Annotated in this window: 12 protein-coding genes; 6 read left to right on the forward strand and 6 right to left on the reverse strand. The window is 55.6% G+C overall.

The features are described 5' to 3' along the window. The gene (locus tag CGZ80_RS08795) at window positions 1-531 is read right to left on the reverse strand and encodes a TIGR03067 domain-containing protein (RefSeq protein WP_094413422.1); all 531 of its coding nucleotides are present in this window, start codon (window positions 529-531) and stop codon (window positions 1-3) included. 29 nt (window positions 532-560) lie between these two features. Next, window positions 561-791: a hypothetical protein gene (locus CGZ80_RS08800; protein WP_094413424.1), complete on the reverse strand. Its 231-nt coding sequence runs from the start codon at window positions 789-791 to the stop codon at window positions 561-563. Window positions 792-1,265: 474 nt separating this feature from the next. On the opposite strand from CGZ80_RS08800, the gene CGZ80_RS08805 reads away from it, so the two are divergent. Together CGZ80_RS08805 and CGZ80_RS08810 are read left to right on the forward strand one after the other, a co-directional pair. Beyond that, window positions 1,266-1,913 carry a BON domain-containing protein gene (locus tag CGZ80_RS08805; protein ID WP_158222617.1) on the forward strand — a complete coding sequence of 216 codons (648 nt, stop codon included), beginning with the start codon at window positions 1,266-1,268 and terminating at the stop codon, window positions 1,911-1,913. 187 nt (window positions 1,914-2,100) lie between these two features. Continuing rightward, window positions 2,101-3,600, forward strand: coding sequence for a vitamin K epoxide reductase family protein (locus CGZ80_RS08810; protein WP_233148316.1), 1,500 nt, complete (start codon window positions 2,101-2,103; stop codon window positions 3,598-3,600). A 57-nt stretch (window positions 3,601-3,657) separates the two neighbouring features. Here the strand turns inward: CGZ80_RS08810 and CGZ80_RS08815 are convergent, their stop codons facing one another. Beyond that, window positions 3,658-5,997 (reverse strand): efflux RND transporter permease subunit, encoded by a 2,340-nt coding sequence (locus CGZ80_RS08815; protein ID WP_094413428.1) that lies wholly within the window; start codon window positions 5,995-5,997, stop codon window positions 3,658-3,660. Beyond that, window positions 5,997-8,093, reverse strand: a complete 2,097-nt coding sequence (locus tag CGZ80_RS08820) for a redoxin domain-containing protein (RefSeq protein WP_094413430.1) — start codon at window positions 8,091-8,093, stop codon at window positions 5,997-5,999. Before CGZ80_RS08820 ends, CGZ80_RS08815 begins: the two co-directional genes overlap by 1 nt. A gap of 229 nt (window positions 8,094-8,322) precedes the next feature. On the opposite strand from CGZ80_RS08820, the gene CGZ80_RS08825 reads away from it, so the two are divergent. Further along, window positions 8,323-9,687, forward strand: a complete 1,365-nt coding sequence (locus CGZ80_RS08825) for a hypothetical protein (RefSeq protein WP_233148317.1) — start codon at window positions 8,323-8,325, stop codon at window positions 9,685-9,687. Window positions 9,688-9,874: 187 nt separating this feature from the next. After that, window positions 9,875-10,540: a tetratricopeptide repeat protein gene (locus CGZ80_RS08830; RefSeq protein ID WP_143543810.1), complete on the forward strand. Its 666-nt coding sequence runs from the start codon at window positions 9,875-9,877 to the stop codon at window positions 10,538-10,540. On the opposite strand, the gene CGZ80_RS08835 is transcribed toward CGZ80_RS08830, so the two are convergent. Further along, entirely contained in the window at window positions 10,537-11,871 is a 1,335-nt protein-coding gene (locus tag CGZ80_RS08835; protein ID WP_094413434.1) for a PQQ-binding-like beta-propeller repeat protein, read from the reverse strand. The genes CGZ80_RS08830 and CGZ80_RS08835 overlap by 4 nt on opposite strands. Before the next feature lie 445 nt (window positions 11,872-12,316). Here CGZ80_RS08835 and CGZ80_RS08845 point away from each other — a divergent pair, with 445 nt between their 5' ends. Together CGZ80_RS08845 and CGZ80_RS08850 are read left to right on the forward strand one after the other, a co-directional pair. Next, entirely contained in the window at window positions 12,317-13,123 is an 807-nt protein-coding gene (locus tag CGZ80_RS08845; protein WP_158222618.1) for an alpha/beta fold hydrolase, read from the forward strand. 5 nt (window positions 13,124-13,128) lie between these two features. Next, the gene (locus CGZ80_RS08850; RefSeq protein WP_143543811.1) at window positions 13,129-15,399 is read left to right on the forward strand and encodes an efflux RND transporter permease subunit; all 2,271 of its coding nucleotides are present in this window, start codon (window positions 13,129-13,131) and stop codon (window positions 15,397-15,399) included. 3 nt (window positions 15,400-15,402) lie between these two features. Here CGZ80_RS08850 and CGZ80_RS08855 read toward each other — a convergent pair whose 3' ends face one another. Then, window positions 15,403-16,641, reverse strand: a complete 1,239-nt coding sequence (locus CGZ80_RS08855) for a serine hydrolase domain-containing protein (protein ID WP_094413442.1) — start codon at window positions 16,639-16,641, stop codon at window positions 15,403-15,405. Between the last annotated feature and the right edge of the window lie 36 nt (window positions 16,642-16,677).

A 16,677-nucleotide genomic window follows, 5' to 3' on the forward strand; every position in this document is an offset into this window, starting at 1 on the left:
CTATTCGATCGGACCGGTCGACTTCACGAGGTCGCGTTTGATTTCGCGATGCTGCATGATGAACATCATCGTCTTGCTGCCTTTCGGAGATTCAAATTTGGTCGGTGCTTCCCCGCCCGGCAGGGCATAGCAAAGCGTCAGCTTGTCATCACCGACGAACTTCAGGATTCCCGCAGCAACGGGCGGCTGTTCCGTTGGCTCTTTAATCGAGTTGTTCTCTTCCGCTTCGCTATCGGGCGGCAACGAGGTCATCGTGATTCGAATCGGCTTCGCGCTCTCATCGATTCGGAACATCGCTTGGTAGGCCTGCTTTTGATCCTTGTCGTAAGTCGTGATCTGGTTCGTTGCAATGATCACGTACGAACCTTCGAGTTCGGCTTTATCAAGCAATCGGCCTTGGTTCCAACCCTCGATGATTTCCCAACGACCTTGAAGTTTTTCGATCGTGGTGTCCTTGGGGTCATCCACCGGATCGCCAGCGAACGTGGGAAGAGCGAAGACAGCGGCTGCGAAAAGAGATGCGAAACGCATTGGAGTTCTCCTGAGTAGTGGTTGGAAGGTTACTTGCGAAAGGCAACCGTCATACCAAAGCCGTCACTCGGCCGAGTTTCGCGCAGAATCACACCAGCGGACGCTCCGGCGTGCCGGTCGCTGCCCGAAATGAAAGCCCGTGACCGCAATTCGACCAGCATGGCGTCGTATCGAACGCGAGCCATCCGAACGACGATGGCCAGACGTAATCGATCGGATGTCGCGGTTTTTAACTTCCGAAACTCCTCAGTCTTTGGCACGCAACGAGCATGACACCGCAACAACCTTTTCTTTGCTTCTCGTTCAGGAACTCTGTCAAAGAAAGTCGACGGAGGGGATCACTATGCACCTAAGTTCATTGCCGGAAACGGATCGAGTCCCGGACCACTATTTGCCAGGACGTTGCTTCGGAAAAACGTCGTCGCCCCGACACGTCGAGCGGCGACCTGTCGGGACGACCGACGACCGTCCTTGGGGACCAAACGAATCATCCTCACTATTGTTTCGCACATCACATTTGTTCTTGGGCGACCTAGCCGAGGAATCCATGATCGATGTTTCCGTTTTGGCTCCCGATCCTGACATATCGGACGAACCTTGCACTCCACCAACGGAACTCCCTTGGTCGGAATGGAATGAGATGCAAAAGTCGTGATTCGATTAACACGACGACACTTTTCCCAACGGCATCGCGATGCCGCTTTTCAACTACTTTTCTTAGGAGGAACATTGCAATGCGCGCGTTCCAATACTTCACAGCAACTGCCGTTTTGATGGCGACTCTTCCGATCGCGACTCGCACCGCTGTTGCGGATGAACCGGCAAGCACTCGCCTACCCGACTTGGCCGTCCAGCAGACGGTAAAGAAAAAGCTGCAGAGCAGTTTTCAGTTGATGTCTCCAGACATTCACGCACGGGTAATTGCCGGGCGTGTCGAACTTCGCGGGCATGCGCCGAGCTTCATCGATCGCATGCGTATCGAAGACGTCGTCGAAGAACTCGCGGGTGTCCGTGCGGTCCAAAATCGTATTCGCGTCGACCGAACTGGTAGCTCTTTGGACCGACAAGCAACGGAGCTGGTCAGCCTTCGCAACGACATCATTTCGATTCGCCAAAACACGGTCGCGGACCTGACGGCAACGTTGCAAACACAAAAGAGCATTCGCGGCACGATCGAGTTGATCGCGGATAACCACATCATGGTGCGAGACTTCCGACGCGGACTGGTGGATGCGGAAATCCCAGCAACCGCAGCGGTCACCCTGGACGGTGAGAGCGTCGACGAAAGTGACCTGCGTCAAGGTTTTTTAGTGATGGTCGACGCGAGCGTTGTGGAAGGCGAATTGGTCGCCGATGCGGTCGAAGCGCACTCCCCTAAATAAGACGCCGCAACCACTGAGGCACGGATCGCCACTCGGCCGGCAGGCGTCATGAAAATGATCGACTGCCCGCCGAGCTTCGCAAAATTGATTCATCGCGGAATTGGCATGGTATATGCCTATATCGCCCAGTCACTGAAAACACCGGGCGAACACCGAGATTAACAACTTTCCATCCGAGCGCCGTGCTATGTCTCTTGCTGATATTTACCGTCCTAAATTGAGAAACCAAGCCACCGGCTACGACCCGGTCTACGGTGCCGTTGGTGGAAAATCTTCGTCAATCGCTGGAAAAGTTGTTTTCGAGCGATCAGCGTCCTGGTGGGTGATGCTTGTCGCATCATCGATCGCGCTTGTCACCAGCTCGTACCTCGCATGGGCGTCGCTGACCTCCACAAGCGTTGCCGGATGCGGTGGCGACCTGTTTGATTGCTCGAATGTCCTCCACAGCCGATGGTCCTCCGTGATGTCGGTTCCGGTGAGCATTCCAGCGATTCTGTCGCATCTAACGATCTTATCGATGTTGTTTTGGGAGCCTCGCACGGAACGTTCAAACACGATCCGTTGGTCGGTAATCGGCCTGGTTGCGTTCTCAATTGCCGCCGCCGGTCTGTGGTTCATGGGCCTACAGTTTTTCTGGCTGCAACACCTCTGTCCATATTGCTTGGCGGCCCACACCGCCGGACTGGTCGTTCTGGGTGCCTACCTGATGAGCGGGCAGACAACGCGCGGACTTGCGAAACCCTGGTTGGCTACGGCGGCGGTCGCCGGCATGGCCGGCTTCATCGGTTTGCAAATGACCAACGAAGAACCCATCACCTATGAAGTGATTGACTATTCGCAAGATGATGTCTCGGACGAAGGCATGATCGATTTTGAAGCTCCAGCCGGCGGTGCCGAGTTGTTCGAAGCACCGACCGTTTCGATCGTTACACCGGAACCTTCACCGAACCTGGAAATCCAGCTCCCAACGGCCCAGCAATGGTCCGCGCTGGCGCTGTCGTTCGCCCACCCGATGTCGATGCTTGCCACCGAAATCACGGTGGGATCGGAAACCGCTGACGAATCTGATTCGGTGGCCGAGAATCAAGGTGAGGAAGCAGAGAAGGCGCCGGTAAGCAACACGGTCCGCTTGCTGAAAAACGTCAAGTTGGAAACGGCATCGTGGCCGTTGATCGGGAAGCCAGACGCGGAATTGGTCTTCGTCGAGCTCTTCGACTACACCTGCCCACACTGCCAACGCACCCACCGATCACTCGAGGCAGCACGCAAACACTTCGGCGATCGGCTGGCCGTGATCTCGCTGCCGGTACCGCTTGACCGCGATTGCAATCCGACCGTTCGATCAACCAGTTCCAGTCATGCGGAAGCTTGCGAGCTCGCTAAGTTGGCAGTGGCAGTCTGGATGACCGATCGCGAGCAGTTCGAGCCGTTTCACAGCTACTTGTTCGAATCAAAACCAAGTTACAACCAAGCATACGCGAAAGCACGAACAATGGTCGACGCTGACAAACTGGAATCGACCATGCGAAGTTCTGGCCCATCAGAATACATTGCCAAGCATGTGACGTTGTATCAACGGGCTGGTAGTGGAACGATCCCCAAGATCCTGTTCCCAGAAACGACTGTCGCCGGGGCTGTCGAATCATCCCAATCGTTCATTAACTTGATCGAACGAAACCTGCGATAAGCAACGTTGCTGCGACGTCATGATCTCTCGGTCATGGCGATCAGCTACTTGGGCGTATTATTCCTCGTCATTGCATTCGGCTACGATTTCTTGCTGTCCTTTTCCAAACCAGGCAAGCAATGGCGGGAGCAGCAACAGGTCTCCGAACAGTGCCGATCCGATCGTTAAACACGTGATCGTCGCAAAGATTCGTTGCTCTCGCATTCCGCTGATCAGCACCGACGAGATTCCCAAAACCAAGATGATCGTCGTCATGATCAATGCGCTTCCTGTGCTGACGAATGCCGACCGAATCGCATCTTGTTCGTTCATCCGTCGCGCGTCTTCACGGTACCGCGATAGGAAGTGAATCGTATCATCCACTGCGATTCCCAAACAAACAGTGAAGGCACAGACAGCCGCGATTTCTAGCGACTGTCCCATCCAATAGAAGCACGCGCCGGTAAATGCGAGCGGAAACGTATTGGGCACGATCGCGATCAGCCCCAGCCGAATCGACCGGAACGCGATCGTCAGTACGACAAAGATGATGATCGACGCGCTACCAAGGCTATACACGAGATCGAGCACGACTTGGTACAGATTCTTCCAACGGCTGATCGGCCGACCGCTCAACTGAAGCGAGAAACCGGGATGCTCCTCAGTGATCTTCGCTAGTCCTTCGTCGATTCGTTTGAACACAGGTGCATAGGCCGCGATCCCAACGTCTCGAATCTTAAATCGAACGACAGCAGAACGCTCGTCGGGTTTATAAAAAGCATGCTTCAGCGGAGGCGGCAGTAGCTCGGTAATCGACAGCCTGCCTTTCGCATTCGGGTCACCCGGCAAAACGTCAATGAATCGCTGCAACGACACGGGGCTACCGATTAATTCCTCCTGATCCAGCAGCGTTTGTGCTGCCGCGATGACCTCGCGAATTTCGTCAGAGCCGTCGGCGACATCTTCCGACCAATCGATTTGGACGGTTGCCGGCTCCGTTCCGCCCATTGCTTTGTCGAGCGTTTCCATCGCAACCAGCGCGGGTGCGTCATTCGGCAGAAGCATCGCGACCTTTTGATCGGGCTGCATCTGCATACTCACTAACAACAACGCGATCGTACCGCCAATCGCCACCCCGCTCATCACTCGCGAGTGCCGGATCGACCATTCGATCACCGGACCGATACGTGCGAGATTGCGATCGATCATATTCTCCTTGGACGTCAGTTGAATTCGATTGCCCAGCCGCGTCGCACAGGCAAACGGAATGATCAACATCACGGCCAAAAATGACAAACAGACACCGACGACACAACTCATTCCAAATTCTTGTACGACTTCGTTCTGCGCGAGCCCTAGCGAACCGAGTCCGATTGCGGTTGTCAGCGAAGTCAAAAAGCAAGCCAACCCGACGCGTTCAATGCCGCGTTTAGCAGCGTCAGCCGGCGACAAGCCTTGAGTGCGTAGGCGCCGAATGTCCAGAAACAGGTGGATGCTGTCGGTGAACCCGACCATCCCGATCAATACCGGGGTGACGATCTCGTTGAAGGGATTGTCTTTCAGATCCAGAAGCGGAAGCGATCCGAGTGCCCAGTACACCCCAATGACCGGCGGCGCCGCGACGATCAGCACACTGGCAAATCCACGAAACAAGATGACCGCCATCAAAGTCACCATACCGAGGGCGATCCAGACGAACCGTTTTTGGTTCTGATCACGTGCGTTCAGGATTGCCATCGTCGTCGGAACACGGCCAGCGACTTGAATCTTGAGGTCCAAACCCGCGTATTCTGCTGCGGTGTCGACAGCCACCTTTTGGATCTGCTCGACCGTCGCGTTGTCATCTTCGACAAACAACCAATCCAGTTTGATCAAGAGCAGCAGTGTGCGACCGTCCTTCGATAACAATTGTCCCGCGATCAACGGATGGGAAAGTGCACGCGAGCGAGCTCGATCAAACTGGTGGTCCGAAGAGCTGGGCCTGGGAATGACGGCATCACGCAACGCGAACAAGTTGATCGGAGGCGTGTCATCCATCCAAAACAGGCTCGACACCACTTCCAACGAACGCAGACGTTCGACCATCGACAAGATCGCCTCGCTGCCTTGAGGCGAGAAGAAATTATCGCATTGAACGATCAGCGCAATATCGTTGTCGTTGATTTGCAATTGACCGCCGCGAACGCCACCTCGCCCGCCGTTTTCGTTTGCGGACGAGTCTTGTTCGCTTTCATCCGCTGACGCAAGTGGAAGCGTCTCTGGCAATTCAACTTCGCTGGGTCGAGCGAATAAATCCGTGATCAGTTCCGGATCTCGCCGCCCGATCGTCGCGATCGCGGTCAGCGACAGCAGAAACAAAAACACCAGAACCGGGTAATCAACGGCCGTCGCAAAGCAACGAGTCAGCAGGCGTGTCATCAATTCGTTTGACTTTTAAAACGTCTAAGGTGCAGTTGCTCGATCTCGTCGAGTTCAATTGATCCGTTGTGGTTGCGGTCCAACTGGTCCATCCCGAAGTGGGCGATCGATCGCGGCAATTCATCGCGATTCAGTATGCCATTTTGGTCGGTGTCCCAGCGTTCGATGTAACGGGCGGCCAATTCATGTGCCTTCCGCTTGTCTTCCTCGCTGACCTGCCGTGCGGCTTGTCCACTCGTGGCAGCTCGCTTTCGCATCTCGTCGGTGATATTGCGTGGGATTGCGACTTCAAAGAAACCAATCGCCATTTCTTCGTTCGTCTGGTCACCCCAATAAACCGGTGATTCTGGATCGGGGTTCGCGGGGTTATTTTCCGAGTTATCGAACTCGGCTTCAAACCAGATCTTGTTGACGGAGTTCAATTGAATCGGTTTTGCGAACGCGTAGACGTGTTGCCAATTGAAATCGTAGTGTGGAACCGACAGCAAAGTATTCGGTTCAGGCTTGGCATCTGAATCGCTGTCTTGATCGCTAAAGACGCGGAAGCTTTTTCCCCGCAAGTGCATGTGAGGTGCGACGGCAAGCAACTGGCCGACGCGTGGCAAACGACGCAGCGATGCCGTCACCGGATAACCATCGGCGTGGGGCGGGATTTCGAATTCGCTATTGATCGCAGTCAGCGTGATGATTTCGTCGCTTAGCTGGTCTTTATCGCCAATCAACAATCCAACTTGTGTCATGTCTTCTTGCGGGGTGCCCGTTGGCGTGTAATGCATTTGGAAAACCAGTTTGGAACCGGCCGGAATTCGGCGTGCATATCCGGGTGGAAACTCGACGCCACGCTGTCCAGGGACATACGCACCGAGCCATCCGATACCACGAAAATCTGCATTGTCGGGAGGACGGATGAAAACGATGCAATGGTGAACGACCGCGCGATTGCCGGGGCGAACCTCTGTACCGACGACCCAGGTGTCTTCTTTGAACCCCGGATCGACAACGTAGTATTGATAGTCAACCGACTCATCGGCCGGCACAACGAATGGCTGATCAGACATCGAGATGACCATGTCGGGATCACGCGAGAATTGCCATTTGTCGCCATCTTCAGCGATGGTGCGAGGCGGATTGACCAACGTCTTTGGCAGGTCGTTGACATTGCCAAATGGCATACCACCTTCGACCCAGTCTTTCACCGCCTGTTTCTCTTTGTCAGGCATGTGACGAGCATTCAAAAACTCGCCGTGTTTCGGATCGGCGTGCCATGGCGGCATCCGTTGATCTTCAATGACTTCGACCATCATCGGCCCCCAACCGACGACTTCGGCATAGTCGGTCAATGCAAACGGCCCGATATCACCGCTGCGATGACACTCGTTGCACTGTCGGTCCAAGATTGGTGCGATGTCACGCGCGTACGTCAATTCGGTGGTGACGGGATCATCGGTGGCGTATCCGATCAAACAGCCGACCGGCTTGGTCACGGCAACGGTGATCGGTTCGCCAGCGAGAAGCTCTTCGATCGCTTCGGCAAGATCTTCGCGATTGATTCTTGTTCGCGAGACACCTGGTTCGTATTCGTCATCCACACGACCTTGATAACGAATCGAGAGGTCTTGATCCAACACGATGACTTCGGATGTTCGCGTCGCACCAAAATTTTTGCCGACGTCACCGCCGAAATCTTTCACCAGGGTGAAATCGATCTGTTGTTCCTTGGCAAACGATTGCAAATCTTCCAGCGAATCCTGAGCGGTACTGCAAATGCCAATCAGGCGTACTGCTGGCGCATGCTCGGGGTGTTTTTGGTTGATCGTCTTGACCGTCTTGGAAACGCGGCTGGCATAGATTTTTACCAACGGGCATTCGGTTCCGACGAAAAACAACACATTGACTGGTGCCGCTGACGATTGGGACAGATTAACCTTGGCCCCGTCTGTATCGGGCAGTTCAAAAGTCAACGCGTTTGGTTTGTCGGCTGGTTTGTCGGCGGCGACAACGCTCGCCAACGGTCCGCTGAACGTCCCCGGCCCCAATAAGGCGATCGATAGACCGATCGTGAGCCAAAGACGCTTGAAACCGTTTTGAGAAATCATTGAATCGTGACTCAAGCAAAGGGGGCGACGGATAGTTGCACAAGGGAGTCGGTTGGATTCTCCGCCGATCGAAACTCCAATGCAAGAGCGACACCCCACCTTTGAAACTGCTTCCCGCCGGAGTGTGATCCTTTACACAAGATTCACAACCCCCAACCGAATGGTGAACCAATTGACCTGTCTCGCTTTGATGACATTTTGTCGTTCGAAATTGAACGTCAGCGCACTAATGGCAATCGCGATGCTTTTGCTCGGAACGGTCGCCAACGCGATCGAGCCATTTCAAATCAAAGTGATTGACGCAGAAAATGGCTGGCCGGTCCCCTTGGTGGAACTGCGGACGACACACCATGTCCGAATGGTGACTGACAATGCCGGCGTTGTCGCATTCGACCTTCCCGAGTTGATGGATACCGAAGTCTGGTTGGAAATCGAAGGCCACGGTTACTCCGTTCCCAAAGACGGCTTCGGTTATCGCGGTGTTCGTGTGACCCCAACAGAAGGCGGAGAGGTCACGATCAAAGTCAATCGGCGTCTTCCCGCGAAGCGATTGGGACGAATCACCGGCGGCGGACTGTTTGCCGAGAGCCAAAAACTGGGGCAGCATTTGGATTGGCAAGAGCAACGGATCCTCGGTTGTGACAGCGTCCAAAACGCGATCCGCGGGAACAAGCTTTACTGGTGCTGGGGTGACACGACGCTGGCAAGCTATCCCTTGGGCCGATTCAATACGATCGGCGGTGTCACCGATCTGAAACCCCTGAGCGTATTCCAACCACCGGTCAAACTGCGATACGACTACTTCACCGATGACGCCGGTGTACCGCGTGATGTCGCCCCGATGCCTGGATCCGGCCCGACTTGGCTGATGGGCAATGCGTGCTTAAAAGACCGCGAGGGCAACGACCGAATCGTTTCGACGTATTCGAAAATCCGACCGCCGCTCGAAGAGTACGAAGTCGGGCTATGTGTCTGGAACGATTCGACCAACGAATTTGAGCGCACCAAAGTGCTGTGGGAGAAAACGGAAGATCAACGCCGCCCGCAGCCGACCCCGCAAGGTCATGCGGTTGCATGGCAAGACGAAGAAGGCAAATCTTGGATGCTGTTCGGCGATCCGCTTCCGACGCTTCGTTGTCCGGCCACCTTCGAATCCTGGCTCGACCCGACGACTTGGGAGGTTCTTCAACCGCAGCGATCGATTCCGACAAAAGACAACCAAGACTCGATTCGCCCACACCGTGGCGCGATCGCTTGGAATTCCTATCGCGACAAATGGATCACCGTGTTCACGCAGTTTGGCGGAGACAGTTCGCAACTGGGAGAGCTCTGGTACGCCGAAGCGGATTCGCCGCTCGGGCCGTGGAAAGACGCCATCAAAGTCGTCACGCACAATCGCTACACCTTTTACAACCCGCAGGTGCATCCAGAGTTCACCGAAGACGGGTCTCCGCTGCTGCTATTTGAAGCGACGTATACCTACACATTTTCCAGCACCACTGATCCGACACCCCGTCACGATTACAACCAAGTCCTCTACCGCTTGGACTTGGACGAACTTGTCGCCGATCATCAATTCGACGCGAAGCCGTAATCAGTTCATGCTCGGTTCGCTGAGTACATCTTGGTTCGCATCGCTGTTTGCAAGGTAGGCTTCTGCGGTGCCGGGATGGGCTCTGGATAAGACGTCAGCCCCTCACCGGCCTGCACGCAGTTTCGTTTCTGACCGGTGTCTGGCTATGCAATTCTTTTCTTGTGCTACACGTTCGCGTCTTCTTTTGATGATTGTCGCGATCGCTTCATTCGCTTTCCCAACGATCGAGTCGTATGGGCAATCACCGGGACGTCGCGCGGCAAGAAGGCCTGAGCAAAGCCAACCGGACCTGCCCAGCGACCCACAACTGCTTAGCCTCCACCGCGACTTTATTGTCAAAGCGGAAAAGCTTGCCTACGAATACGAACGCAAAAAGCAGTTCGATAAAGCTCGCGATGTTTTTGAAGCGATGGTGAGGTTGGTCCCACAACACACCGAAGCCGAAGCGGGCCTAAACCGCATCATGCAGATGCAAAAGATGCAAGACCGCAAAGTGATCGAGGTCGATGCGAAGTCGGGATGGCAGGACAGCGGCGTCGTGTTGCAACAAGACATGCCCGTCCACATTGAAGTCCGCGGGACCTGGAAAGTCGTCATGGAGACGGACTATCAAGGAATTCAAATCCCAGACAAGCTGCAACCGAAAGACTCTCGGATCAAACTCGGCACACTCATCGGCCTGATCGCGAGCTCGCCCGCCGAGCTCGAAACCGCCAAGCCGTTTCCGATCAAGCCGGGTGAAGACTTTGTCAATAAACAGACAGGGCGGTTGTATCTACGCATGTTTGACATCGACCCGTCGGATAACGACGGAAAGATCTATGTCGGCGTTCAGAGCACGTTTGCCAACTAGCGATCGCTCACGTCAACACACACAATTTCTTTGTCGTTGCGAATAAACAGCTTGCCATCATCAACGGCAGGTGCACTCCAAACGACGCGGCGTCCGAAAGCAACCCCGGTCGGTTCAATGACGTGCGCCCGGTCAATTTCGTTGTATCCATCGGCCGTCATCTCGGCGATCACTAAATCACCGAGTTCAGTGAACATCAAGTAACGATCATCACCCTTGGGTGCCATAATGAATGCGGTCGCCGATTGGATCGGACGTTCGGCGATCGGCTGGCCGGTTTCCCAAAGTCGGTCTCCCGATGGCAACTCGACGCCCATCAACGTTCCCTTTTGGTCAAACCCGTACAGCATGTTTCCGTCAAGGATCGGCTGTACGTTGACTGGAGAAATGGCATGCCTATTTTCGTCTTGCCAAACGACCGTCATCGCAGGTTTGTCATCGGCAAGTTCCAGCAGCAGGTTCTTGTTGGAGTAGCCGCCAATGTACAAGTACGTTTTGCCATCGATGGTTGTCGTCACCGGTGACATGATGATCGAACCGTTGGTCGCTTCATACGGTGTCGTCCAGTAAACCTTGCCAGTCTCGGGATCCAAACAGTTGACCGCGTCGGCTCCAGCGGTGATCAATTGACGCGTCCCACCGGCGTTGATAATCGTCGGGGGAACGTAGCCTTGCTCCGAGGCCGTGCCCTGACGCCAAATCTCTTCGCCAGTGCGTTTGTTGAACGCGACCACGTGTGAACCGGTACCGCCAACGACACAAATCAATTTGTCGCCATCGATCAGTGGATGACTTGCATAGCCCCACAAAGCGACCTTCGTGGAATATTCCTTCGGCAGATCTTTGCTCCAGACGATCGATCCGTCTTGAGTTTGGAAACAGATCAGTTGCCCTTCGGCACCCAACGTGATCACGGTGTCGCCATCGACAATTGGCGTGCAGCGCGGCCCCGCCGGGTACGAGATCGAGTAGGAAACGGGGTAGGCGTGGCTCCACAATTCCTTGCCAGTGCTCGCATCAAGACAGCGCACTCGTTCGCGGCCGGTCAGCTTGGCTCGCTCAAAATTCGCAACCGTGCTGTCTTGGTTGGATTCATAGTCGGTCAAGTAAACCCGACCGCCAGCAACCGCCGGTCCCGAATATCCGCCAGCGGTGGGCGTTTTCCAAACCACTTCCGGCGCTTTGGCGGTGAAATCGGCTGGCAGTTTCAAATCACTAGGGCGATTGTCACGGTTCGGCCCCATCCAACCCGGCCACTCAGCCGAGGACGTGCCGGCCGGAGTGAGCAACAAAAGGGCAGCGAGGGGCTGACGAAGACTTCGAAGCCGCATGTGTATTGTCCCGAAAAAAGATGAGTTGATATCAAAGCGGGACATGACTTACGCACGCCCCACGCACGACTCGCCCAAGACGTATTGACGCCGCGAACCAGTCACAACCAGCGGAAATCATACCCCCATTTCAGGCAGCCTGAGCCGCAACAACATCGATGTTGATGGATGGGCGAGGACGATTCTGACGAATAACGAGGACGAACGGATCCGCTTGCGGCAGGTACTTCGCTAAAACCCCCGCCTTACGCAATAAATCGCGTGCATTGCAATTTTTCGCATAGACGAAAGAAACCGATTCGACCAACTTCACGTGACTAGCTAGAATGCGACCGCAGGAGCGCCAGGGTTTTGTATGCGGGAATGCTTTGAAGCGGCCCGAATGGGACCTCAAAGCTCTCTCTCATCTAGGATTTTTCAACTTCGTTCGACCGATATTCCGTCTGTGCTTCTCAAACGTTCTTCCGATACGCAGGCCGAAAAGACGACCGGAATTGATCCGAAACAGGTCGTCGAGATGGGCAGCGGGGACCAAACCGTTCTGTTCCTGCATGGCTTATTCGGATCGCCAAAGCACTGGCAAGATGTGATGGAGCGACTGGCGAGTCGCTACCGTGTGATCGCTCCCCAATTGCCTGTCGATTACCAGCCCGGTCGCCGCAAACACGGAATCAGTGCGATCGCGGACTTGAGCAATCAAGTTCGCCAAATGATCGACGCGATGCAGATCGAGCCCTTTGTCCTGTGCGGAAATTCACTTGGCGGTCTGGTGGCAATTGACCTGTGTGCCAGCCAAAACGATTATGCCAAGGGCTTGGTGCTCGCCGGTAGCGCGGGTCTTTTCGAGCGGAGCCCGATCGGCGGCATGCGTCCACGACCGTCACGCGAGTACATTCGCAAAACGGTTGGCGATATCGTTTTTCGCCAGGAACTCGTCACCGACGAGTTGATTGACGAGTGGTACAAGTCGGTGACCGATCGTGACTACGTGCGATTCATTTTGCGAGTGTCGCGTGCGACACGTGATCGGACGGTCGAAAAAGAACTGTCAAAACTAGACCTCCCAACGATGATCATCTGGGGTCACCAAGATACGATCACGCCGCCATCGACGGGGCGTGAATTTCAACGTCGTATCAAAGGCTCGCGGTTGGAATTTATCGATGACTGCGGACACGCGCCAAACTGGGAACGCCCCGAGGCCTTTGCGGACCTGTTGGAAGAGTTCTTGCCAACCTGCTTCGACGAATAATCGATTTGTCCCACTCTGATCACGCTGACCCGACTGGCGACCATCCTTCCGGAGCCGCACCGACGCCCGAAGAAGTCGATCGGCCTGCCGTTGTTGAACGGACAAAAACGTCGGTATCGATCCTGCTGATCGCCGCAATCTTTGCACCGTTGGTGGTGTTCGCGGCGATCAAGGCGCTGCGTAGTACATCCAACGATCCACGCCAGTGGCTGCCGAAGTCTTTTGCAGCAACCGAAACTTACGACTGGTTCGGCGAGCAGTTCGGCACCGACGAAATTGCCGTGGTCAGTTGGCCAGGCTGTGATTTGGATGACCCACGCGCCACGGAATTGGCCGAGTCATTGGCCGCGACCAAATACTTTCAATCGGTTCGCACGGGCCAATCCACCGTCGAGCGATTAATGAGTTCGCCGTTAAGCCTGTCGCGTGAAGCCGCGATCAATCGCTTGACGGGGTCCCTGATCGGGGCAGACCACCTCTCGACCTGTTTAATCCTGACGACCTCCCCCGACGGCCAAGACGACCGTACCGGTGCGGTTGCCGAAATCGAAAAGCAAGCCGCAGAACTCGTCGGGATCCCTGCGGACGAACTCAAGCTTGCCGGCCCCACCGTCGACGCCGCAATGATCGATGCCGAAAGCCGCAAGCTGCTCTTTAGCTTGGCGGGCCTGTCTGCAATCGTTTCGTTTTGTGTCGCGTCATTTCGTCTGCAAAGTATCCAGTTGGCGATCGCCGTTTTGGTCACAGCGATCTACTGCACCGGCATGTCGCTCGGCGTGTTGTATGTCACCGGCAGCCGTATGAATCTGTTGATGACGATGCTGCCACCGCTGATCTATGTCTTGACGGTCTCGTCGGCGGTCCACTTGGCGAACTACTATCGCGACGCACTCGAAGACAACCCCGAAGGCATCTCACCCGTTCGCTTGGCCGTCTCGCACGGCTGGGTTCCATGTTCGCTCGCCGCACTGACGACGGCAATCGGATTGATCTCGTTGATCTTCAGCAAGATCGAACCGATTCAAGAGTTCGGTTTGTTCTCGTCGATCGGCGTCGTGCTGAGCGTGATCAGTCTATTCGTATTGTTGCCAGCGGCACTGCGTGTTTTTCCGCCGCGTATCCGTAGCAAGCCTGTTGTCGAACAATCGCGGTTGGCGCGTCGCTTTGCCGATTTCATCATCGGGCGACACGCTTGGCTGGCGATTGGGTGCATCGCGGTGATGGCGGTTTGTGGCTCACGAATTCCGTCCATCCAATCGACCGTACGGCTGCAAGATCGATTCTTGCCGGACAGCGACGTGATCAACGATTACCGTTGGTTGGAAGAACATGTCGGCCCGATGGTGCCGCTGGAAGTGGTTGTGCACTTCGACAAGTCGGACGCCCGTGATCGGGTGGAGCAAATCAAATTGGTTGCCAAAGTCCAATCACAAATTGCCAAGATTGGCGACTACGTGGCCACGATGTCGGCATTCAACTTCAGCCCCGCTTTGCCGCGCGGTCACACGGTCCGCGATATCGTCGTTCGCAAAGTCATCAACGGTAAATCGATCCATGATCAATTGACCGAGACGCGGTACTTGCGCGAAACGGATCAAGAAATCCTGTGGCGAATCTCGGTACGAGCCGACGCGATCGGGAACCTTGATTATGGGTTGTTGGCCGAGCGGATCGAGAAAACGGTATCGCCGACCCTGGACGAGCAGAACATCAAAGGGACTTTCACGGGTGTGATCCCGTTGATTTATAAAGCCCAGCGGCAACTGCTGATGGACTTGTTCCGCAGCTTTCTGGTCGCGTTCGGAATCATCGCGTTTGTGTTGCTGTTCGTGCTGCGCAGTATTGGCGCGACCTGCTTGACGATGCTGCCCAATATCTTTCCGGCAGTGATCGTGTTTGGCGGCGTGCAGTGGTGCGGCATCCCGGTGCAAATCGGTTCGGTGATGACGGCCAGTGCGGCGCTGGGAATCGCGGTGGACGACACCGTTCACCTGCTGACTTGGTTTCGTCGTGGCATCGACGAAGGTCTGTCTCGGCACGACGCGATTCGTGACGCATTCAGCCGATGCTCTGGCGCGATGGTGCATACGACGTTGATCTGTTCGTCAGGCCTGATCGTGTTCGCACTCAGCACCTTTGTGCCAGTGCTGCACTTCGCGTACTTGATGGTCCTGCTGTTGCTATCCGCCTTGGTCGGCGACCTAATCTTGCTGCCCGCAATTCTTGCCGGGCCACTGGGCAGGTTCTTCGAAAAACGTTCTGACGATGCGAAGTAGCGGCTACGCGGCGAGGCTTCTTCGAACGCCTGCTGCCGAATCGATGCAGCGATAGAGTTCTTCGCGGATGGCTCGTTCGCGCGGATCATCGAAGATTCGGAAGCTCATCGTGTTGGTCAAGTAAGCGAACGAAAGTTGCTTCGACGGGTCTGCCATCCCGAAGCAACCGCCGGCGCCAGGACAGCCAAAGGCGGCTTCATCGCTTCCGAATTGGAACCCATCACTGGGTTTTGAAAATCCAAACCCGTACGCGACATCAAGCTTTAACACCGCATCGCGAGAACCGCGAATGGGCAGCTCAGCCGGGCGGCAGAGTTCGGCAAAGGTGTTGTCGGATAGGCCCAATGCTTCGCCACCTCGCGCCAACGCGTCGTAGATCTTGGCCACCGCGCGGGCTTGGCCAAAGCCGCCAGCCGATGGGATTTCGACGCGGCGAAACTCGGGTTCGGCCAGCGCTGCGGGGTCACCGAGGTGCATGAACTTCACGGACCGCGCCGTCAGTGATCGTGGCCAGATGCCGGCCATGATCATTCCCGGCGGCAATTCGTTCAGGTGGGCGAGGGCACGGATCTTGTGATAGCCGTGTGTTTGGCTGATCTGATCGGCAGGGATCGAATCGGGCAGCCCAATATAAAACGGTGCGTCGAGCGGCTCGGCGATTTCGTCACGAAAGAACTGCCCCAGCGATCGGCCGTGCGGGTCGGTGCGGCGGATCAGTTCGTTTTGGTACCAACCCAGCGTGAACGTGTGATAGCCGTGCCGATTTCCGGGGGTCCAAAGAGGCTCTTGGTTGGCCAGCAACTCGCCGAGTAAGTCTTGGTTGGCGAGGTCTTGCGGGGTGATCGAGTTGTCGATCGTGATCAGGCCGGCTTGGTGTGCCAGCAGCTGCCGGATCGTGATCGCTTGTTTGCCACGGCATCCGAATTCGGGCCAGTACTCGGCGACGGGCGCGTCCAATTCGAAATAGCCCCGTCCGTGGGCAACTGCCATGGCGGCCGCGGCCATCCCTTTCGTCACCGAGAAGACGAGCGAAAGCGTGTCTTCGTTCCATGGCATACCGCTTCGATGACATCGGGTGCCGGCCCACAAGTCGACGACTTTTTCGCCGCGATGATAGATCGCACAGGCGGCTCCGCGTTCACCACGCGAGCGAAAATTTTCTGCGAACGCTTCGGCGACCGGTTCGAAACCGGATGCAACGTGGCCGCTGAGGACCAGGGTATCGGATGAGATCGTTCGCATGGCTCGTATTACTCTCGGCTGTTTTCCGTCATTGAA

Origin of the sequence: Rhodopirellula sp. MGV (genome assembly GCF_002251265.1) — a bacterium.
In the GTDB taxonomy this organism is placed as follows: Bacteria; Planctomycetota; Planctomycetia; order Pirellulales; family Pirellulaceae; genus Stieleria; species Stieleria baltica_A.